A 19,070-nucleotide genomic window follows, 5' to 3' on the forward strand; every position below is an offset into this window, starting at 1 on the left:
CTGTTCGGCGGATTAGTATGAACGTTCCAGCGTTTCTTCAATGGAACGCAAGCTTCGTTTAATGTGGGAACGCATGGCGGCTTCTGCCAAAATGCTGTTTTTTTCTTTGACGGCATTAAAAATGTCCAAGTGTTCATTGAAAGATACAGACGGTTTGTAGTCAGGATTTTTGTATCCGCTGATTCTGCGATACCGTTCAATCCTGCTTTCAAGCTGATCCAGAAAACGTTTTGCGGTTGCGTTTGTGCTGATGGCGTGCAAGATGGAATGAAATTCTGATCCGTATTTGACCGTATCTGTTTTGCGGCCTTTTACGGCAGCGAGCTTCATCAGTTCGATGCGGTCTTCAAGCTGATGAAGGCTCTCCGGCGTCACCAGCTGTGCGGCTTCGGCAGTGAGCAGTCCTTCAAGCGCTTCCCGAACTTTAAAAACCTCTTTCGCTTCGGCGAGCGAAATCGGGCATACGCGAAGCCTGCCGTTCGGCTGTTTGCTGACCAATCCTTCAAGCTCCAGCCGGTAAAGAGCCTGGCGAAGAGGCGTTCTGCTGATGTTTAAACCCTTTGCAAGACTGTCTTCAGCAAGCTGTTCAGAGGGAGGGTATTCAAGTTCGATAATTTTCGTTCTTAATTCGTTGTAAGCGTAATCACTTGCAGACTGTCTTTTGACTGGATTTGAAGAATGCATGAAAAAAGCTTTCGCCTCCTTTTTTCAGAATATAATTATTATTGTATACAATAATACAGATATGTCAATGTCATCCACGAAAGACCAAAAATATAATTGAAGATCATCGTCTCAATCAAGGCGCCTTCATTTGCTGGCATCCCGTCTGTTGAAAATGGTAAAATATATCACAATCGACAAAGAGGCGCGTTTCGCCTTTGAGCAAAAAGGAGGCCATCCAAAAAATGAATCCAGCTCACGAACCTCTCCCGCTCGAATTTTACAACAAACCAACAATCGAACTCGCCCAATCCCTGCTGGGCTGTCTGCTCGTCAAAGAAACAGAAGAAGGGACTGCTTCAGGATATATTGTGGAGACAGAGGCTTATAAAGGGCCCGGAGACAGAGCGGCGCACAGCTACGGCAACCGCCGGACGAAACGTACGGAAATCATGTATCATGAAGCCGGCTTGGTCTATACGTACACCATGCACACCCACACACTCATCAATGTTGTAAGCGGAGGAGCCGATGAACCTGAGGCCGTGCTGATCAGAGCGCTTGAACCCCATGAAGGCCTCACGCTGATGGAGAAGCGTAGAAGCGGAAAGAAACCGCGCGATTGGACGAACGGACCGGGCAAGCTGACAAAAGCGCTTTCCATCACGATGAACGATTATGGCAGACCGCTGACAGCGCCGCCGCTTTATATCGCAAAAGGGTATGAACCCCAGGACATTTTAAGCGGTCCGCGAATTGGCATTGACAACTCAGGAGAAGCGAGGGAATACCCTTGGCGATTCTGGATAAAAGGAAACCGCTATGTCTCAAGATAGTTAAAAGGTTTGGCTCCTGTTCATCAGGGAAAACAGTAAAAAAAACAGGAGGGAGCCAAGCTATGAAAAAAATGTTTAAAAGCGCCGTCAAATGGGCGCCTGTCATCTATCCGATCGCATGGAAAATCATCAAAAGCCGAAGAGAGAAAAAGAATCTGAAAGCCGGGTAAACCGGCTTTTTTTCTTGGAGAAAGGCCAAATTGACTTGAAAGCGCAGCCATAATAGAATTTACTTAACTATGAGACAATTTTCACAAAAAGAATGAATATACCTGAGTGTATAGTTTGGTCTCGGTTCAAGTATCTTAGTGGGAGGGTCTTTTTCTATGCTCAATGTTCGGCTTAAGCTTATCCTCGGCGAATTGATAGGAGCAGAATCACCGTTAACCAGCACATATTTGGCCAATGAGCTAAATGTAACCTCTCGGACGATCAGGTCAGATGTGAAAGAATTAGACCGGCTTCTCTCCAAAAACGGCGCTGCCGTCCAATCGATCAGAGGTGCAGGCTATCGGCTCTCCATCAAGAATGACCGCCTCTTTCGCCAGCTTCTGCAGCACACATTTCATGAAGAGCTTTCTACTCCCGTTTTTCCGAATGAGCATATTCTCTATTTATTAAAAAGGCTTCTCTTAACTGAGGAGTATGTCAAACTTGAAGATTTAGCCGGTGAGATGTTTATCAGCAAATCGACGGTCCAAAACGATATGAGAGATGTGAAGAAAAGGCTCAAACCTTACGACATTGAACTGAAGATCAAACCGAATTACGGCTTTAAACTGAAGGGAGATGAGATGAAGCTGCGATCGTGCATCGCAGAGCACCTTTTTCCAAAGCGGGAAACGGATATTGATATTATGAATACCCGGATATCCATTCTCCCAAAAGAAGAGCTGGCTATGATCCGTCAGACGATTTTAGAAAAAATAGGCGAAGATCAAATTTCTCTTTCAGATATCGGACTAAACAACCTTCTCATCCACGTCGCCATTGCATGCAAACGCATTCGAAGCGGCAAACATGTTTCTCTTTATTCCAAAGATGTAAAGGAGATTATGAATCATAAAGAATATGAAGTGGCGAGGGCGATTGTCCGCACTCTTGAACAAAAGCTGCAAGTGGTCTTTCCGGAAAAAGAAACAGCCTACATCGCCATTCATCTGCTTGGCGCGAAAAGGACGGTAATGGCCTCCATTCGCAGCAATGCAATCGAAAACATGATGGACGAAGAGACAGACCGGCTGACGCAATTGATCATGAAAGCCATCGATCAAAAATTTACCCTCGGCATTGGGAATGACAAAGAATTAAAAATCGGTCTCGGTCTTCACCTGAAACCGGCTCTGAATCGCTGCAAATACGGTATGAATATCAGAAATCCGATGCTGGACGCAATTAAAGCCAATTATCCCCTCGCATTTGAAGCCGGGATTCAAGCTGGTGAAGTTATCAAAAAAGAGACGGGGTTTGACATTCAGGAAAGCGAAGTCGGCTATCTCGCCCTGCATATCGGCGCAGCCATGGAAAGACGAAACATGAACAGGCCCTCAAAACGCTGTATGATTGTCTGTGCGTCAGGAGCCGGAAGCGCCATGCTGCTTCAAGACAGACTGCGGGCAACATTCGGTTCAAAGCTTGAGATCCTTGGAACGGTTGATTACTACAAGCTGAATCAAATGTCGCTCCATGCACTTGATTTTGTCATCAGCACCATACCGCTGTCCGCTGATCTTCCCATTCCGGTGATTCAAGTAAACGCCATATTGGGAGGAGGGGATTTAACGAAAATAGAACAGGTGCTTGCCGAAGATGACGGAATCGCTTCGACATATACGAAAAAACAGCTCGTCTTTTTGCAGGAAAGTCTGTCTTCAAGAGAGGAGGTCCTCCGCTTTCTGTGCGGAAAAGTGATGCAATCAGGGCTTGCAGACGCGGGGCTTGAAGCCTCCGTCTTTGAACGGGAGGCCGTTGCGCCCACTTGCTTCGGCAATCTGGTTGCGATTCCGCATCCGATGACACCAAAAACCGATTCGACTTTTTGGGCGGTTTGCACGCTGCAAAAACCGATAGTCTGGGAGAATAAGAGGGTTCAATTCGTTTGCCTTCTTTGCGTGGAAAAGGACAATACAGCAAATTTGCAAGAGATGTACAAATTTTTGGGCCGTGTTTTAGATGACAGGGTCATTGTCCGGGAGCTTCTAAAATGCAAAACGTACGGGGAGTTTATGTCCGTCTTCAAAAAAAGCGGGCCGGCACATCGATATGCAAAATGAAGATGTCCCCTTGTCTTTTTTCCTCTTCGCTGAGGAAAATCATTAAGTGTATATGAAAACGGTTTCATTGTATGATGGAACTGTAAAAGAGATCATACACGATACGTAAAAGGGGGACATATGAACATGAATATCTTACTAGCTTGCGCTGCAGGAATGTCAACGAGTCTGCTTGTGACGAAAATGGAAAAAAGTGCAGAGGAACAAGGCAAAGACTATAAAATCTGGGCTGTTTCCGGAGGAGAGGTTCAGAATCATATCGATAAAGCCGACGTATTGCTTCTTGGTCCGCAAGTCCGTTACATGCTCCCGCAATTAAAAAAATTAGGAGAATTGAAAGGTGTACCCGTCGATGTCATCAATACGGTCCATTACGGAACTTGTAATGGAGCAGAAGTGTTAAAATCCGCCGAACAGCTTGCCGGCTCTTAAAGGAGGCGGCACAAGTGAATAGGTTTAATGCGTTTTTAGAGGAGAAGGTCATGCCGGTTGCCGGCAGAATTGCCGCTCAGCGCCATTTGCAGGCTCTCAGAGACGGTATTATTCTGACCATGCCATTAATCATTATCGGATCGCTGTTTCTCATTTTAGCCAATTTGCCGATTCCGGGATATCCGGAATTCATGGCAGGGATTTTTGGCGAGCAATGGGCTGAGAAATTAAGCTATCCGGTTAATGTCAGTTTTGACATTATGGCGCTGATCGCCACGTTCGGTATCGCGTACCGCCTGGCCGAGAAATACGATATTGATGCTCTGTCATCGGGCGCCATTGCCGTAGCAGCTTTTCTGCTTGCGACCCCATACCAGATTCCGTTCACACCTGAAGGCGCAACAGAGGAAATTTTAGTGTCAGGCGGCATCCCGATTTCATTAATGGGAAGCAAAGGTCTGTTTGTCGGCATGCTGATCGCGATGTTCTCGACTGAGGTTTACCGCTGGGTCGTTCAAAAGGATATTGTCGTCAAAATGCCGGACGGCGTACCGCCGGCTGTCAGCAAATCATTTATCGCTCTGATTCCGGGATTCGCCGTTATCGGCTCGATCTGGGTGGCGCGCCTTTTAATTGAAATGACGCCGTTTGATAGCCTCCATAATGTCGTCAACGTACTTTTAGGCACACCTCTGTCCATCCTTGGAGGCAGTCTCGGCGGAAGCCTTATTGCCGAAACTGTGAAAATGCTGCTGTGGTCCTGCGGTCTCCATGGAGCAAACATTGTCGGCGGAGTGATGTCGCCGATCTGGTACGGTGCGATGGACGAAAACCGTCTTGCTTTCCAAGCCGGTGAAGCGCTCCCGAACATATTTACGACGCAATTTTTTGAGATTTGGGTTAACATCGGCGGAAGCGGCGCCACTTTGGCTTTGGTCATTACGATGTTTGTCAGAGCGCGAAGCAAGCAGATGAAACAGCTCGGCAGACTAGCCATCGGTCCCGCTATTTTTAACATCAACGAACCGATTATTTTCGGGATGCCGATCGTCATGAATCCGATGCTGCTGATTCCGTTCATCGTGTCGCCGCTGTTAATGTTAACGGCAACCTATATTGGAATGAGTACAGGTCTTGTCGCAAAGCCGGCTGGGATTGCGGTGCCGTGGACAATGCCGCCCGGCTTTTCCGGATATTTAGCAACAGGAGGGAAAATTTCCGGAGCGGTCATGCAGCTGATCAATCTGTTGATCTCGTTTGTCGTATACTATCCGTTCTTTAGAATGTGGGATCAACAAAAGCTGAGAGAAGAGAGCGAACTGGAGGCCGGAACGGCCGTAAGCGACGGTCAACAGGCCAGTGTATAGAAAAGGGGTGCCAAGATGTCCGAGGAATTGGAACGAACGATATTTCAAATTATCCTTCACGGAGGAAACGGCAGGAGCTTTTGCATGGAAGCGATAGCCGAAGCCAAAAAGGGAGATTTCGCCGCTGCAAAAGAAAAGATCCGGGCAGCTGACGAAGAACTGATCAAGGCGCATCACTTTCAGACAGCTTTGATTCAAAATGAAGCGAAGGGGGCGAAAACCGAACCCTCACTTCTCATGATTCATGCCCAAGATCATTTAATGAATGCGATGACCATGAAAGATTTGGCTGCGGAGATTGTCGAGCTGTATGAAAAAATGAATGTCCACGGAGGTGTCAATTGATGAAAAAAGGATTGAAAATCGTAACAATTGGCGGAGGTTCTAGTTATACGCCCGAGCTTGTCGAGGGATTAATCAAACGACATGACGAACTTCCGGTCAGCGAGCTCTGGCTCGTCGATATACCGGAAGGAGAGGAAAAACTCAATATCGTCGGCACGCTGGCGAAGCGAATGGTCGAAAAAGCGGGCGTCCCGATCGAAGTCCATCTGACGCTCGACCGCAGGGAGGCTTTAAAAGACGCTGATTTTGTCACGACGCAATTCCGCGTCGGTTTGCTCGAAGCGAGAGCAAAAGATGAACGAATTCCATTAAAATACGGGGTGATCGGACAGGAAACAAATGGACCGGGCGGTCTTTTCAAAGGGCTCCGCACCATTCCGGTCATCCTTGAGATTGCAAAAGACATCGAAGAACTGTGCCCTGACGCGTGGCTTGTCAACTTTACCAACCCGGCAGGCATGGTGACTGAAGCGCTGCTCCGCTACTCTAATTTGAAAAAAGTCGTCGGGCTCTGCAATGTGCCGATCGGCATGAAGATGGGGGTTGCAAAAGCGCTCGATGTTGATGAAAGCCGCATAAACATTCAATTTGCCGGATTAAATCATATGGTGTTCGGACTCGACGTTTTCCTGGACGGTGTCAGCGTCAAAGACAAAGTGATCGAAGCGATGGCAGATCCCGAAAATGCGATGACGATGAAAAACATCTCCGGAGAATCGTGGGAACCTGACTTTATCCGGGGCCTCGGCCTGATTCCGTGCGGCTACCACCGCTACTACTACAAAACGCAGGAGATGCTCGAACATGAACTGGAGGCTTCAAAAACGGAAGGAACGCGTGCAGAGGTCGTTCAGCAAGTTGAAAAGGAACTGTTTGATCTGTATAAAGATCCGGAGCTGGCGATCAAACCGCCCCAGCTTGAAAAGCGCGGCGGGGCATATTACAGTGATGCCGCCTGCAACTTGATCAGCTCGATTTATAATGACAAGCACGACATTCAGCCTGTCAACACGATGAATAACGGAGCGATCGCAAGCATTCCGGATGACTCCGCAGTGGAAGTCAACTGTGTCATGACGAAAAACGGGCCGAAACCGATCGCGGTCGGAGATTTGCCTGTCACCGTGAGAGGCCTTGTCCAGCAAATCAAATCATTCGAACGCGTTGCGGCTGAAGCGGCTGTTACAGGTGATTACAACACCGCGCTTGTCGCCATGACAATCAACCCGCTCGTTCCGTCCGACAAGATTGCGAAACAAATACTGGATGAAATGCTTGAAGCGCATAAAGAGCATCTTCCGCAGTTTTTTAAATCTGTAGAAGCATAGGAATAAAATTGAGGTTCCGGTGTGTCAGCCGGAACCTTTTAATAGATATAGGCGCCGCCGTGTCCGAATGGCCCGGGCGAAACAGCGGCCGTCCCATTCATGCTTACATATTTGCGCTTGCTTCTTTTTCTTTGACCAGATCTGACTGCCGGGCTTTGGCAAGCTGAGTGAATATGAGGATGCCGATGCCCGCAATGATTTCGATGAAGCCGCCGATTGCGATCACGCTTCCCGCGCCAAGCGTTTTTGCGGCATATCCGCAGGCAATTGCCCCTAAAGGAAGCGATAGATTTGTGATCATATGGATGACTGCGAACACTTGAGGCTGGTCATCCCCTTCGACAGATGTCTGGATAATCGTGAATTCGGGGACATTGATCGAGCTGATGGCTGCTCCGAATGCAAAGGCGGCGAGAAATACGAGCGGCAGGAAAGTATTCAGTCCTGCGATAAAATAAGCCGCACCTTCAAGAATGCCTGCCGTGATGAAAAGGAGTCCGTACCTGTTGATTTTTACTTTTGCAAGGATAAAACCCAGTAAAAATGCTCCTCCTGCCGTCGTAGCCTTCAGCAGCGAGTGGATGAACGGCGTTCCGTTTAAATCCTCTGCAACATATACCGCAGAAAGGGCTTCCCATGGTGAAGCCGCCAGGTTCATGAAGATGCAATAAATCGCCAGCGGATATAATATTTTGTGGTTTTTCACCAATGTAAATCCTCTTTTTAATCTCGCAAAATATGTACCTCTTTGAGCAAGAGACTTAGATTGTGATTGATTCCGGGTGATGGTGTATTTGATGCAAAGCACGAATAGGCCCGATATGATATAAAAGATAAATGAAAAGACCAAAGTCGTTGCAGGGCCGATAAAAGTCAGCAGCACTCCGCACAATGTAACGGCTCCCAGCCTGATGATTTCTGAAGAAGACTGGAGAATCGCGTTGGCTTTTTGGATGAGATTTTCGTTCACGATCTGCGGAATCAGCGTAATCGACGCCGGGTTATAAGTCGCACCTGTTGCCGAATGGATGATCATGAGCCCTAAAACAAACCACATCGGTGAAAAGCCGTTTAAGTAGCAAATCGGTATTGTAATGACGACGGCTGCTCTTGTTAAATCCGAAAAATACATCCAGAATTTCAGGGCGCTTCTTTTGACTAAAGGCCCTGTAACCGGCGCCAAAAAGGCTTCAGGGAGGAAAGTGACGGCAAGAAGCAGGGAGGTGCCGATTGCACCTTTTCCGTCAAAAATTAAGAACCATAAAATAGAGTTGAAGGCAAAACAGTCAGCCGAGATTTTGATTAGCCTGGAGATGAAAAGGAACGTGTAATTCTTTTCCCAGACGCTCAATTTTGTTTGATCCATTGTTCAGCGTCCTTTCTTGATTTGCATGTTACATGAGAACGGATAATCTCTCCTTTCCGGTATGGTTATTGATAATTTTAACATAAAATATATAAAATGGAATCGTTTTGTGCGGGGGGATTGACTAGGCGGAATGAAAAAGAGGGGGAGCGGTGTGGAAACAGAGCCTGCCGCCGGCACATTTCGCGATAAGGGTGCAAGCCCTCTTTTTTGCAAAAGAGAGCTTAAACCGCTTAGCAAGACTGGCTGACTTTATCAACTTCAACTGTCCAGCCAAATGTGTCAGGCAAAGCGCCTTTTTGAATACCGGTAATCGTTTGGTAGAGCCTTTTGGCGATTTCGCCTGTTTGCCCGCTGTTGATCACAAGGCTTTCGTCTTTCCAGATCAGCTCGCCGACCGGGGAAATGACAGCGGCGGTTCCGGTGCCGAACGCTTCTTCAAGCAGGCCGTCTTTGTGAGCCTGAACCAGTTCATCAACTGAAATTTTCCTTTCGGTTACGGAAAGCCCCCATTGTTTTAATAGATGGATGACGGAATTTCTCGTAATGCCTTCCAAAATACTTCCGTTTAGAGCCGGAGTGATAATTTCACCGCTGATTTTGAAGAAGATGTTCATGCTGCCTACTTCTTCAATGTATTTCTTTTCAACTCCGTCAAGCCAAAGCACTTGCGAGAAGCCTTTGCTTTCCGCCACTTCCTGGGCCTTCAGGCTCGCCGCGTAGTTTCCGGCCGTCTTCGCATTGCCTGTACCGCCTGCCACAGCACGGACAAATTCGCTTTCAACAGCAATTTTCACAGGGCGGATGCCTTCTTTGTAATAAGATCCGACCGGCGATAAAATGATCAGCATTTTATACATATTGGACGGGGCGACGCCGAGGTACGGTTCCGTTGAAATAATGAACGGACGGATATAAAGGGATGTCCCCTCAGCTTGAGGAATCCACTCTTTGTCGATCTGAACCAGCTGCTTCAGCCCTTCCAGAACGGTGTCAGGATCAACCCGCGGAATGCAGAGGCGGTCGTTGGATTTATTGAGCCTCTCGAAGTTTTTTTCAGGTCTGAACAGAAGAACTCTGCCTTCGCTTGATAAATAAGCTTTTAACCCTTCAAAAACGGACTGCCCGTAGTGGTAAACCATTGCCGCCGGGTCCATTTCAATCGGCTGATAAGGAACGATTCTCGGATCGTGCCAGCCGTTTTCAGCCGTATAGTCCATGATAAACATGTGGTCGGTAAATGTCCGGCCGAATTCGAGCCGGTCAGCCTCTGGTTTTTGCTTTTTTGCTGTACTGAGCTGTACGCTGATCGTTTGTTTTGTCATATTCATTCTCCCTGCCGTTTCTAGTCTTTTTCCAAAAAATATTTATCTTCTATTTTAAACCTTCTCTTGATAATCGCAATAGATTTCAGAGAAATTTGTAAAATAGAATTTTTGGAAACTTTAAAAATTTAAATCGGACAAAAAAAGGACTCCCCATAGGGGAATCCTTTTTTATGATGACTTTTTATAAAAGGATTCGATCTCCTGATCGACGTAAACCCAGCCTTTCCAGCCAAGGTGGAGCGTATCTTTCAAGAAGTATGGATCATATTCATGATTCGTTAAATCAGCAACTTGAAAGCCTTCTTGTTCGATTTCTTTTTTAATCTTTTTATAGAAATCTGTCCGGCCTTTTTTAGGGAAGCCGGTATAGTCATAAAATTTGCCGTGGACCGGAACCGAGATGAACAGCGGTTCTGCACCGGATTCTTTCAGAACATCCATCATGAGATGGAAATCGTGGAACTCGACTGACTCGGCATAGTTCATCTTTTTATTGTGGCCTTTAAGCTTTTTCAGCTTCGGCTTCAATTTCTTATAAACGCCGTTTGAGATTTTAAACTCATTTTTGTGCGATTCTTTGGCGCCGACCTTTTCAGCCATCTGCTTTAATTCATCCCACGATTTGTTTTTTACATCCTGGGAAATGGTCCGCTTCGGTCCGTTTCCTTCAACCATGGAATAGTAGATGTCCTTTTTCTCCAGAATGCTCCGGTAAGCTTTTGCCGGCGGCGTCAGAAGAGACAGCGCCACTTTGTCTTGATCGAGCTCGGCTTTAAAAAGGGCTGAAAGCAGAGCGTCATTTGTAACTGCATGAAATTTAAGCATGCGTTTGATCATTTTTTTCTTCAGCTCGGGATCGACATTTTGATTGAACACAAGATCGTATGCCTGCAAAGCCGAGAAGTTCGGCGCAAAGTGGGCTTCGTCCGAGCCGTTTTTTTGAAACCACTGCGGAGAAATAATGAAAACGATTTTTTTGCCCTTTAATTGATCAGACTGCGCCGCAAAGTTGATTGCATGAATCAAGGACTGTGAACCGCCTTTCCCGACCAGGTAAGGCGTGAACCCTTGATTGTTTACTTTAAAATAGTTAGACGGATGAAAGGCATCTAACCGGGACAATTCCGATGATCCGTAAATCGGCAGATATTTCGGATCTTCAAGCGCTTTGCCTTGAAGATACATACCCTGGAACATCATCGGGTTTATTTCTGTAGCTGAAGTTTCGACGCGATCTTTCGGAACCAGCTTTGCCAGCCATGCATTTGGGATCGAGATCGCGGTGAAAAAAAGTAAAAATGCCAAGATGATTGGCCCGAATAAAAAACGCTTTTTCATTATCTCAACTCATTCAGCTGCTTTATGATTTGATTTGGCGTGTTCCATGCATCCCGGTCAAACTCTGTAATCGGCACTGTGATGTTAAAGTGGCTTTCGAATGCAAGCAGCAATTCCACCGTGCCGAAGGAATCGAGGATTCCCTCTTCGAAAATATCAATATCCGGATTTTCCTTTACGATATCGTCCTGACATACCTCTGCTAAAACTGAAAGTACTTCTTGATTAAAATCCATTATGAAAATCTCCTTTTAGTGTATTAGTTTCCCTGAGAAAATTAAAAATCCAAAACAAACGAAGTGGAAGGTGACCACAATTGAGACGGCTGTCGTCCACTTATTGTTCGGCCACCACTTGTGCTTCTTATTCCATTTTTCAAAGAAGTTAAAGCCGACCATGAGCAGCGCGTGATACAGCCCGTAGACGATGTACTGAAGGGCAAGGCCGTGCCAGACGCCCATCAGAAGGAACAGCAGCACATATCCGATATTGGAAACAGCCATCCGGTTTGTGATCCATTTTTTCTTCGTCATCCAAAGGACAAAGCGCATGAACACGTAGTCCCTGAACCAGAAGGAAAGCGACATATGCCAGCGGTTCCAGAAATCTTTAATATTGCGGCTGATGAACGGCTTATTAAAGTTTTCAGGGGATTTGATTCCCATGATATAGCTGACGCCGACCGCAAAAGCCGTGTAGCCGGCAAAATCAAAAAACAGATAAAGGCTGTACGCATACATGTATGCCAATCCATGTGAGATGCTGCCGGAAGTCAAAAACGGCAGTTTCATAATGACATACGTATTAATGCAATAGCCGATAATGAATTTATATAAAAAGCCGAGAAAGATTTTATTGATTCCTTTGTAAAGCAGTTCTTCGTATTGCTCCTTCGTCCATACCGTCTGATCGTCTTTTTCAAAACGGCGGTACCTGTCGATCGGCCCTGACGAGATGGTCGGAAAAAAGAGAATAAAGTAAAGCAGTCTGCTGATTGGGAGCTGCTTTTTAATGAGACCGTCGCGGGTTTCAATGATGAGCTGAACCCCTTTAAAAGTTAAATACGAGATTCCGAGAAATGTTGCCCAGTTGTCAACTGCGAAAAACGGCAGCAGCTTTGACAGTGCCAGAGGCAGGATAGAAGCTGCTGCAGCCAGACAAAATACGATGCCGCTGTTCGCTTTGAGACGGTAAGCGATATAGCCTTTGATCAGAACCATTTGCCAAAGCGTAAACAGGCACAGCATGATCAGCCCGTGCAGGCTGTTCGAAAAAATTAGCGCCAGAACCAGAACGGAAACCGCCATATTATATAAGCGGAAGCTTTTTCCGTTCAGTCCGAGAATGATGGTCGGCGCCAGTAAAATTCCTAATATAATGAAGAAAAGAAATGAACCATAGGGTGTCATACGGTTACCTCTTCTTTTAATCTCTTGCGGTCGATTTTACCGTTTGCTGTCATCGGAATCTCTTTTTGATACATGAATTTTCTCGGAATCATATATGCAGGCAGCTTGCTGCCCAAATCTTTCTTAATCGCGCTGGTTAACTGGTATTCCTTTTCGAAATCGTGTTCGGCAGGCACGATCATGGCAATCAGATACTCGATTTTCTCCTCGCGGTAGTATGGAATAACGACCGCCGACTGCACGTATCGGGACTGATTGATTTGGTATTCGATCTCTTCAAGCTCAATCCGGTAGCCATGCAGTTTGATTTGGAAATCGAGTCTTCCGAGGAAGAACAGCTGGCCGTTTTCTTTGTACCCTGCGTCACCGGTGCGATAAGCAGGGGCGCCGTTGTAAGAGAAAAACGCTTTTTCCGTCAGCGCTTTTTCGCCTAAATAGCCTTTGCTGACGCTGGCTCCGGTAATAATGATCTCGCCTTTTTCCCCGTCTTGGACGGCTTTTCCGTCTTCATCGATGATCACGATCTCGGTTTCCGGCTTTTCAGAACCGACGGGAAGAGAAGAATACTTGTTTAATACGTCGTCTGTTACTTCGATGGAAGTGACGGCAACGGTCGCTTCGGTCGGGCCGTATGTGTTAAAAACACGAGCCTTCGGAAATCTCTCTTTAAGCTGTCTGGCGACTGACGACGGAAGCGTTTCTCCGCAGAACATAAACAAGCTCAGCTCAGGAAGCAGCTCTTCAGAATAAGACGGATCCATCAAGCACATTTGGGCGAATGAAGGCGTTGATGTCCAGACGTTGACGTTGGACTGTTTCAGCGCTTCAAACAACAGTTTCGGCCGGTTAATCATATCTTTCGTAACCGTCCATAATGTGCCTCCGGACTGCAGGCACGGATAAAGGTCCATCACCGATAAATCAAAGGAAAACGGGGCTTGATTTAAGAACACTTGGCCGCTTTCCACCGGAAAGTCATTCGTGATCCAATCTGTGAAGCTCTGAAGATTGTCGGCTGAGATTTGCACGCCTTTTGGATTTCCCGTGCTTCCGGATGTGTAGATAATGTAAAAGGTATCTTCACCGCGAACCCAGCGTCCGGGATCTGTCTCCGGCACCCCGTCTCCTTCAAGAACGCCCGGTTCCACAACGGAAATGAGGGCGTCTCCCGTGTCAACAGAAGTGCCTGAGTTATTGAGTATAAGCTCGGCTTTTGAGCTGTTGATGATTTTCAGAATCCGGTCTGCCGGAATCGATACGTCAACTGGAATGTACGGATGGCCGGCTTTCACGCAAGCCAGGAAAGAAACCGCCATGACCGGTTTCATATGTCCGTAGACAATGATCGGAGAAGCCTCTGTTAATGCTTCGCTTTGAATCCGTGCGGCAAGGCGCTCAGATTGTGACCAAAGCTCTCCGTATGTCAGTTTTTCTTCTTCATTCACAAAAGCAAGGGTATCGGGTTGTGTTTGCGCGTATTTTTTAATTGTTTCTATCAGTTTCATTGTTTTTTTCTCCATTAAAAGTCATTATAAATATATGAACCTGTATTTGCTGTGTGGAATCCGTAAATTAAAAACAGCAGTACGAGAATAAGAAAGTAATAGGAAGTGTTGAGCAGCCACTTCATTGTTGTTTTTTCATACAACATTCTTAGCTTATTTAACATTGATCTTTTCCTTTCCGTTATTGAATTGCCTTAACAACAGTATAAGACGAAAATGTTGTATAAAAGTTTCATTTGTGGGAGAGTTTTATTTCTGAGCGCCGTCAGCTCAGAGCCTCCCCTATTATAAACATTTTTTGTTATTGTGGAAATAAATTCTTTTTAAATCAAAAAAAACAGGCTCATATGAAAAGCGGAGCGCCTTTCGATATGAACCTGCAGTTTGTCGGAAGTGCGTGAAGGAATTAGTACCTTACAAATGCGGAACCCACAATGATCAGCAAAATAAATAATACAACGATCAAAGCGAAGCTATTAGAGTATGGCATATTCTCACCTCCGTAAAGTGGTAATACAGAATATGAATGTTTTCTGACTTTTGAAAGGGGAATAAATTTAAAAAAGTGGAAAATGATCAACCAGGCCACTTTTTGATCTTCCGCTTTAAGTCGAAACTTTACCGTGGACGTGCACGTCTACTAACTGAAAAAACGAAATGATGTCATAAGGAGAAAAATATGATGGATATGGCGATAGATAAGATGATAGGACTGCCTGAAGCCCAGATAGAAGATTTAAGAAACCTGATGGAGGACTGGAAGAACGAACTCCTCGTCTATAAATTTGCCTTGGATCAAATGGATACGAAGTTTTCGATTATCAGCCAAGAATATAATTTAATCCACGGCCATAACCCGATTGAGCATACGAAATCAAGGGTGAAAAGCTTTGAAAGCCTGATCAACAAGCTTGTGCGGAAGGGCTGCGATATTACGACAAAGGCCACTAAGGAGCACATCAATGATATCGCGGGTCTCAGAATCGTCTGCTCGTTTTTATCCGACATTTACAATATGGTTGAAGTGCTGAAGGAACACGAAGACATCAAGATTTTAAAAATGAAAGACTACATTAAAAATCCGAAGCCGAACGGATACAGAAGTCTCCACCTGATTGTAGAGGTGCCTGTTTACTTGACCAACCGCGTCGAGCACGCCAAGGTGGAGATTCAAATCAGGACAATCGCGATGGATTTCTGGGCGAGCCTCGAACATAAAATCTACTACAAATTGAACAATGAAGTGCCGAACCAGCTCACGGATGAGCTGAAAGAAGCGGCTGACATCGCGAATTATCTGGATGAAAAAATGCTTCATATTCGAACAAAAGCGGATCAATAGAAAGCAGCCGGGCATTTTTTAGCCCGGTTGCTATTTTTTTCTGCCGCTTGACCCGAAGTTGTCAATGTTGATATCAACATCATATGTCATATCAGCTTCGGTGAAAATCTCATCCCATTTCCTTTCCGCTTTTTCGATTCTTGCAGGTGCTGAATTCCCGAATTTCAAGATGTCCGTCCGGTATTCGCCCTGCAGTTTGCCGAGCGCGCTCTTCATCCACACTTTGACCCGATCTCCGGCAAGCCGCTCGACTTCTTTCAGCTTTTTGTTTTGGAAGTCATGGCCCGGCGATACCTTCGAGTTCTTCTTTTGTCAGCGTTCTGATAAGTTTTTTTGAACCTTTCACTATGCCAGCTCCGTCAAATACGTTTTTCAACTAAAAGAAAAAGAGGAAGAACGCTCCTTTGTATCAAAGGTTATGACTGTCATGAATCGAAAAAAGAAAACAAGAAAATGATAAGAGCACGAGGAGGTCTAAAAATGAAATCGGATATTGTAAAACTTGCGGAATGCGGTTTGCAAAACGGAGCGGCAGCGATGATGAACCGGGGGGCGCAACGGCTTGATGCTGCTTTATACGGGGCCGTCGGCAATGCTTTCGGCCGTGATGCGGGTGCGGGCGGTAAATCGGACGGAGCTGGCGAAAGGCTGCTTTACGCTAAGTAAATGGCCGGATTGAAAAAGAACCGCGCCCTGTTTTTAACAGCCGTTGCATCAGGGACGATGCTGAATCCGCTCAATTCTTCAATGATTTCTTTGGCGCTGCACAGTATCCAGCATGAGTTTCATCTTTCATTTGCAACCGTATCATGGCTGATTTCATCTTTTTATTTAGCCAGTGCGGTCGCACAGCCTGTCACGGGAAAAATCGGCGATTTAATCGGCCGGAAAAAGATGTTTTTGTCAGGGCTTGTTCTCGTTGCCGTATCGGCAATCGGCGCTCCTCTCGCACCGGCTTTTTCCGTCTTATTGATCATGCGTTTGTTTCAATCGATTGGGAGCGGCGCCATTTATCCTTCGGGAGTGGGCCTGATCAGAAGCCATATTCATGAGAAGCGGGCGTCGGCACTCAGTGTGCTGTCCATTTTTTCTTCGGCTATGACCGCTTTTGGACCGACTGTGGGGGGATTTTTAATCGTTCTCGGGGGATGGCCCGCCATTTTCCTCGTGAACTTTCCATTTATTTTGTTCAGCTTTTTGCTGGGGATGTACATGTTTCCGAAAGATGAGAAAAAAGCCGGCTTAAATGTCCGCGCCGTCATCAAGCGGCTTGATCTGACCGGGATTCTTCTGTTTGCGGGCGGAATCGTTCTCCTGCTGGCATTCCTGCTCTCATTGAGCACGGGCGAGCCCCGTTTTGCCGAGGGGATGTTCGGGCTTGTCGTGCTTTTGATGTTTGTTTGGTGGGAGCTGAGAGTGAACAGCCCGTTTATTGATATCAGACTGTTGATCGCGCGCAGGACGCTAACTTCGGTCTATGGTCAATTTATTATGCTGAACATCTTTAACTACTGTTTGTTTTTTGGACTTCCGAGTTATTTTCAGGATGAAATGCACCTTTCCGTTCAAACGAGCGGTCTTTTGATGCTGTTCATGTCCGGGACGAGCGTATTGATTTCGCCTTTCGTCGGGACATGGATTGACCGTTCAGGTGAAACGCAGCCCGTTTTAATTGGTTCTTGCTTAATGGCAGCCGGCGCTATCCTGCTCACATTGTTTTTTGTCGATGCACCGATGTTGTGGAAAGGCATCATCCTCTCTTTGCTGGGGGTCAGCTATGGACTCGGCAATGTCGCCCTCCAGGCCGCCATGTTTACGGCAAGCCCGCCGGACATCGTCGGAACCACTTCGGGGCTCTTCCAAACATGCCGCTATCTTGGCTCGATCTTTTCGTCCGTCATTCTGGGTCTGTTGTTTGGAGAAGAAATAACCGCGGGTCATTTTCAGGATCTGGGGGTGGTCATGATTGTGGTTGCCATCGGCAGCGTTTTGATGAGCTTCAGGTTTATTAAGCTGATGAAGGATTGAAAAGAAGCGGTATAAAAAAGGAGCAGATTGAATCAATCTGCTCCTTTTTAAAATTACTGGGCAACTGAGCTGTAAGACGGTTTTCTGTTTTCCTTCTTGGTGAAGTTATACACAGCTGTTCCCGCTATTTGACCGGCTGTTTTCAGCCTGTCTTTGCTGATATGTTCAATCGTGTCGTAAGGGGTGTGGTACCAAGGCTCCAAAGCGCCTGTTCCCGGCTCTCTCCAAATAAAGTTGGCCGAGTCGATGCCGGCTTCATGGAATGGGACATGGTCGGATGATCCGCCTTGATGTAAAAATAATACGTCTTTTCCAAGGCTTAAAGAAGCGGCTTTACTTAGCTGCCAGACGAGGTTTGCCGAACCGTCGGGCGTATTGATGTACAGCTGTGAAGCATTCTCCCAGCTTGTCGCCACCATATCTAAGTTAAAGTTGGCAACGCTCCGTTTGACTTCCTGATTTGACAATGTGCTGACATAATGGCGCGAACCGAGGAGTCCGATTTCTTCGGCTCCGAATGTAATAAAGCGAATTTCTTTGTCGGCTGGCACTGTCTTCAAAATTCGGGCCAGTTCAAGGACGACTGAAGTGCCGGAGGCATTGTCATTGGCTCCCGGTGCATATGGAACGCTGTCATAATGCGAAGTCACATAAACGATGTCAGGATTTTTGACACCTTTTGCTTTGCGGACGCCGATTACGTTTTGCGAGGTTTGATTTTTATGAGCTTTCAGCTTCAGGATCGCTTCTTGTTCAGAAAGCAGCTTTTCCCCGTCTTCCTTTTTGACGCCGACAACTGGAATATCGACTTTATTACCGCTTAGATTCGGAGTCAGAGGGACGAGGCTGTCGACGTTATTATAAATGATAACTCCGCTTGCGCCTGCGTCAGCAGCGTTTTTGGCCTTTTCATAGAATGTCAGCTCTCCTCTCAAAATGACGGCGATTTTTCCTTTCGCTTCTTCTGTGAAGTCGCCGGGCAAGCCGAGGCCGGCATCATAGAGAGGAGCGGCTAAGCCTTCTGCTGCAGTCGGGGCGGAACCGGCGGCAGGCCGCGCAGGCACGTTATTTCCCTGAACGGTAAGCGTTCCTTCCAGCCGGTCAGGTATGCTGAACTTTTGTGTGCTTACTTTCAGATTTGACTTTTTCATCTGTGAGGCGATAAAAGCGGCGCTCTTTTTTTCTTCTGCCGTGCCTGTCACACGCGGCCCGATCGTTTCGCTTAAATGGTAAATCGTTTGATAGGCGCGGTTCTCGTTGAATTTTTTGCTGAATTTTTCGATATCTTTTGCGATGGCTGTTTCCTGAGGGGCCGCTTGAGCTGCATTCCCCGTTCCATCGGCGACCACGCCGCCTGCAATGATCGATAGCGCCAATCCGAACATCATCATTTTTCTCTTCATACATAAACCCCCTTGATGGTCTTGTTTTCCTGAGAAGAGATATTCGCAGCAGAACGGGTGAATCCTGCATGCTTCAGATAAATGATTCGATAGACTGGTAATTTGAA

20 protein-coding genes are annotated in these 19,070 nt (G+C 46.4%); 9 read left to right on the plus strand and 11 right to left on the minus strand.

Features of this window, described 5'->3' with window-relative positions; all coding sequences use genetic code 11:
- Window positions 1-12: 12 nt before the first annotated feature.
- Window positions 13-684, minus strand: coding sequence for a GntR family transcriptional regulator (locus ACVC9U_RS20915; RefSeq protein WP_075751636.1), 672 nt, complete (start codon window positions 682-684; stop codon window positions 13-15).
- A 224-nt stretch (window positions 685-908) separates the two neighbouring features.
- On the opposite strand from ACVC9U_RS20915, the gene ACVC9U_RS20920 reads away from it, so the two are divergent.
- The 6 genes from ACVC9U_RS20920 to licH all read left to right on the plus strand — a co-directional run bounded on the left by ACVC9U_RS20920 (window position 909) and on the right by licH (window position 7,244).
- A complete protein-coding gene (locus tag ACVC9U_RS20920; protein WP_065644414.1) occupies window positions 909-1,499 on the plus strand; it encodes a DNA-3-methyladenine glycosylase in 591 nt (196 codons plus the stop codon).
- Between the two features lie 326 nt (window positions 1,500-1,825).
- Window positions 1,826-3,772 carry a BglG family transcription antiterminator gene (locus ACVC9U_RS20925; protein ID WP_441391468.1) on the plus strand — a complete coding sequence of 649 codons (1,947 nt, stop codon included), beginning with the start codon at window positions 1,826-1,828 and terminating at the stop codon, window positions 3,770-3,772.
- 126 nt (window positions 3,773-3,898) lie between these two features.
- A complete protein-coding gene (gene licB, locus ACVC9U_RS20930; RefSeq protein WP_075751634.1) occupies window positions 3,899-4,204 on the plus strand; it encodes a PTS lichenan transporter subunit IIB in 306 nt (101 codons plus the stop codon).
- Window positions 4,205-4,254: 50 nt separating this feature from the next.
- Window positions 4,255-5,571, plus strand: a complete 1,317-nt coding sequence (celB, locus tag ACVC9U_RS20935; protein ID WP_154495557.1) for a PTS cellobiose transporter subunit IIC — start codon at window positions 4,255-4,257, stop codon at window positions 5,569-5,571.
- 15 nt (window positions 5,572-5,586) lie between these two features.
- Entirely contained in the window at window positions 5,587-5,916 is a 330-nt protein-coding gene (locus ACVC9U_RS20940; RefSeq protein WP_020453402.1) for a PTS lactose/cellobiose transporter subunit IIA, read from the plus strand.
- On the plus strand, window positions 5,916-7,244 hold the full coding sequence (gene licH / locus ACVC9U_RS20945) for a 6-phospho-beta-glucosidase LicH (RefSeq protein ID WP_075751632.1): 1,329 nt from the start codon (window positions 5,916-5,918) through the stop codon (window positions 7,242-7,244). Before ACVC9U_RS20940 ends, licH begins: the two co-directional genes overlap by 1 nt.
- A gap of 103 nt (window positions 7,245-7,347) precedes the next feature.
- On the opposite strand, the gene ACVC9U_RS20950 is transcribed toward licH, so the two are convergent.
- The 8 genes from ACVC9U_RS20950 to ACVC9U_RS20985 all read right to left on the minus strand — a co-directional run bounded on the left by ACVC9U_RS20950 (window position 7,348) and on the right by ACVC9U_RS20985 (window position 14,680).
- Complete coding sequence (locus ACVC9U_RS20950; protein ID WP_065644419.1) at window positions 7,348-8,610, minus strand: MFS transporter; 1,263 nt, start codon at window positions 8,608-8,610, stop codon at window positions 7,348-7,350.
- Window positions 8,611-8,843: 233 nt separating this feature from the next.
- Window positions 8,844-9,935, minus strand: a complete 1,092-nt coding sequence (locus tag ACVC9U_RS20955; RefSeq protein WP_075751631.1) for a branched-chain amino acid aminotransferase — start codon at window positions 9,933-9,935, stop codon at window positions 8,844-8,846.
- A gap of 171 nt (window positions 9,936-10,106) precedes the next feature.
- Entirely contained in the window at window positions 10,107-11,276 is a 1,170-nt protein-coding gene (gene dltD / locus ACVC9U_RS20960; protein WP_075751630.1) for a D-alanyl-lipoteichoic acid biosynthesis protein DltD, read from the minus strand.
- On the minus strand, window positions 11,276-11,512 hold the full coding sequence (dltC, locus tag ACVC9U_RS20965; protein WP_003186284.1) for a D-alanine--poly(phosphoribitol) ligase subunit 2: 237 nt from the start codon (window positions 11,510-11,512) through the stop codon (window positions 11,276-11,278). The genes dltD and dltC overlap by 1 nt, the downstream gene beginning before the upstream one ends.
- A 15-nt stretch (window positions 11,513-11,527) precedes the next feature.
- Window positions 11,528-12,685, minus strand: a complete 1,158-nt coding sequence (gene dltB, locus ACVC9U_RS20970) for a D-alanyl-lipoteichoic acid biosynthesis protein DltB (protein ID WP_075751629.1) — start codon at window positions 12,683-12,685, stop codon at window positions 11,528-11,530.
- Window positions 12,682-14,190 carry a D-alanine--poly(phosphoribitol) ligase subunit DltA gene (dltA, locus tag ACVC9U_RS20975; protein ID WP_071583639.1) on the minus strand — a complete coding sequence of 503 codons (1,509 nt, stop codon included), beginning with the start codon at window positions 14,188-14,190 and terminating at the stop codon, window positions 12,682-12,684. The genes dltB and dltA overlap by 4 nt, the downstream gene beginning before the upstream one ends.
- A gap of 14 nt (window positions 14,191-14,204) precedes the next feature.
- Complete coding sequence (locus tag ACVC9U_RS20980; RefSeq protein WP_003186278.1) at window positions 14,205-14,354, minus strand: teichoic acid D-Ala incorporation-associated protein DltX; 150 nt, start codon at window positions 14,352-14,354, stop codon at window positions 14,205-14,207.
- Between the two features lie 242 nt (window positions 14,355-14,596).
- On the minus strand, window positions 14,597-14,680 hold the full coding sequence (locus tag ACVC9U_RS20985) for a YjcZ family sporulation protein (RefSeq protein ID WP_071583652.1): 84 nt from the start codon (window positions 14,678-14,680) through the stop codon (window positions 14,597-14,599).
- A gap of 213 nt (window positions 14,681-14,893) precedes the next feature.
- Between ACVC9U_RS20985 and ywaC the strand changes: the two genes are divergently transcribed.
- Window positions 14,894-15,532 carry a GTP pyrophosphokinase YwaC gene (gene ywaC / locus ACVC9U_RS20990; RefSeq protein WP_441391651.1) on the plus strand — a complete coding sequence of 213 codons (639 nt, stop codon included), beginning with the start codon at window positions 14,894-14,896 and terminating at the stop codon, window positions 15,530-15,532.
- A 30-nt stretch (window positions 15,533-15,562) separates the two neighbouring features.
- Here the strand turns inward: ywaC and ACVC9U_RS20995 are convergent, their stop codons facing one another.
- Window positions 15,563-15,793 carry a Ger(x)C family spore germination C-terminal domain-containing protein gene (locus ACVC9U_RS20995; protein ID WP_081379872.1) on the minus strand — a complete coding sequence of 77 codons (231 nt, stop codon included), beginning with the start codon at window positions 15,791-15,793 and terminating at the stop codon, window positions 15,563-15,565.
- 219 nt (window positions 15,794-16,012) lie between these two features.
- On the opposite strand from ACVC9U_RS20995, the gene ACVC9U_RS21000 reads away from it, so the two are divergent.
- Both ACVC9U_RS21000 and ACVC9U_RS21005 read left to right on the plus strand, forming a co-directional pair.
- Window positions 16,013-16,198, plus strand: coding sequence for a hypothetical protein (locus tag ACVC9U_RS21000; protein ID WP_075751626.1), 186 nt, complete (start codon window positions 16,013-16,015; stop codon window positions 16,196-16,198).
- Entirely contained in the window at window positions 16,199-17,560 is a 1,362-nt protein-coding gene (locus ACVC9U_RS21005) for an MFS transporter (RefSeq protein WP_441391469.1), read from the plus strand.
- A gap of 53 nt (window positions 17,561-17,613) precedes the next feature.
- Here the strand turns inward: ACVC9U_RS21005 and ACVC9U_RS21010 are convergent, their stop codons facing one another.
- Window positions 17,614-18,963, minus strand: a complete 1,350-nt coding sequence (locus tag ACVC9U_RS21010) for a M28 family peptidase (protein ID WP_003186270.1) — start codon at window positions 18,961-18,963, stop codon at window positions 17,614-17,616.
- Window positions 18,964-19,070 lie beyond the last annotated feature (107 nt).

It is taken from the genome of Bacillus sp. GM2 (genome assembly GCF_056155945.1).

Excerpts from the sequence above, each read along its gene's own strand:
- ACVC9U_RS20915 (WP_075751636.1), bottom strand. The coding sequence starts at position 684 with ATGCATTCTTCAAATCCAGTCAAAAGACAGTCTGCAAGTGATTACGCT.
- ACVC9U_RS20920 (WP_065644414.1), top strand. The coding sequence starts at position 909 with ATGAATCCAGCTCACGAACCTCTCCCGCTCGAATTTTACAACAAACCA.
- ACVC9U_RS20925 (WP_441391468.1), top strand. The coding sequence starts at position 1,826 with ATGCTCAATGTTCGGCTTAAGCTTATCCTCGGCGAATTGATAGGAGCA.
- licB (WP_075751634.1), top strand. The coding sequence starts at position 3,899 with ATGAATATCTTACTAGCTTGCGCTGCAGGAATGTCAACGAGTCTGCTT.
- celB (WP_154495557.1), top strand. The coding sequence starts at position 4,255 with ATGCCGGTTGCCGGCAGAATTGCCGCTCAGCGCCATTTGCAGGCTCTC.
- ACVC9U_RS20940 (WP_020453402.1), top strand. The coding sequence starts at position 5,587 with ATGTCCGAGGAATTGGAACGAACGATATTTCAAATTATCCTTCACGGA.
- licH (WP_075751632.1), top strand. The coding sequence starts at position 5,916 with ATGAAAAAAGGATTGAAAATCGTAACAATTGGCGGAGGTTCTAGTTAT.
- ACVC9U_RS20950 (WP_065644419.1), bottom strand. The coding sequence starts at position 8,610 with ATGGATCAAACAAAATTGAGCGTCTGGGAAAAGAATTACACGTTCCTT.
- ACVC9U_RS20955 (WP_075751631.1), bottom strand. The coding sequence starts at position 9,935 with ATGACAAAACAAACGATCAGCGTACAGCTCAGTACAGCAAAAAAGCAA.
- dltD (WP_075751630.1), bottom strand. The coding sequence starts at position 11,276 with ATGAAAAAGCGTTTTTTATTCGGGCCAATCATCTTGGCATTTTTACTT.
- dltC (WP_003186284.1), bottom strand. The coding sequence starts at position 11,512 with ATGGATTTTAATCAAGAAGTACTTTCAGTTTTAGCAGAGGTATGTCAG.
- dltB (WP_075751629.1), bottom strand. The coding sequence starts at position 12,685 with ATGACACCCTATGGTTCATTTCTTTTCTTCATTATATTAGGAATTTTA.
- dltA (WP_071583639.1), bottom strand. The coding sequence starts at position 14,190 with ATGAAACTGATAGAAACAATTAAAAAATACGCGCAAACACAACCCGAT.
- ACVC9U_RS20980 (WP_003186278.1), bottom strand. The coding sequence starts at position 14,354 with ATGTTAAATAAGCTAAGAATGTTGTATGAAAAAACAACAATGAAGTGG.
- ACVC9U_RS20985 (WP_071583652.1), bottom strand. The coding sequence starts at position 14,680 with ATGCCATACTCTAATAGCTTCGCTTTGATCGTTGTATTATTTATTTTG.
- ywaC (WP_441391651.1), top strand. The coding sequence starts at position 14,894 with ATGATAGGACTGCCTGAAGCCCAGATAGAAGATTTAAGAAACCTGATG.
- ACVC9U_RS21000 (WP_075751626.1), top strand. The coding sequence starts at position 16,013 with ATGAAATCGGATATTGTAAAACTTGCGGAATGCGGTTTGCAAAACGGA.
- ACVC9U_RS21005 (WP_441391469.1), top strand. The coding sequence starts at position 16,199 with ATGGCCGGATTGAAAAAGAACCGCGCCCTGTTTTTAACAGCCGTTGCA.
- ACVC9U_RS21010 (WP_003186270.1), bottom strand. The coding sequence starts at position 18,963 with ATGAAGAGAAAAATGATGATGTTCGGATTGGCGCTATCGATCATTGCA.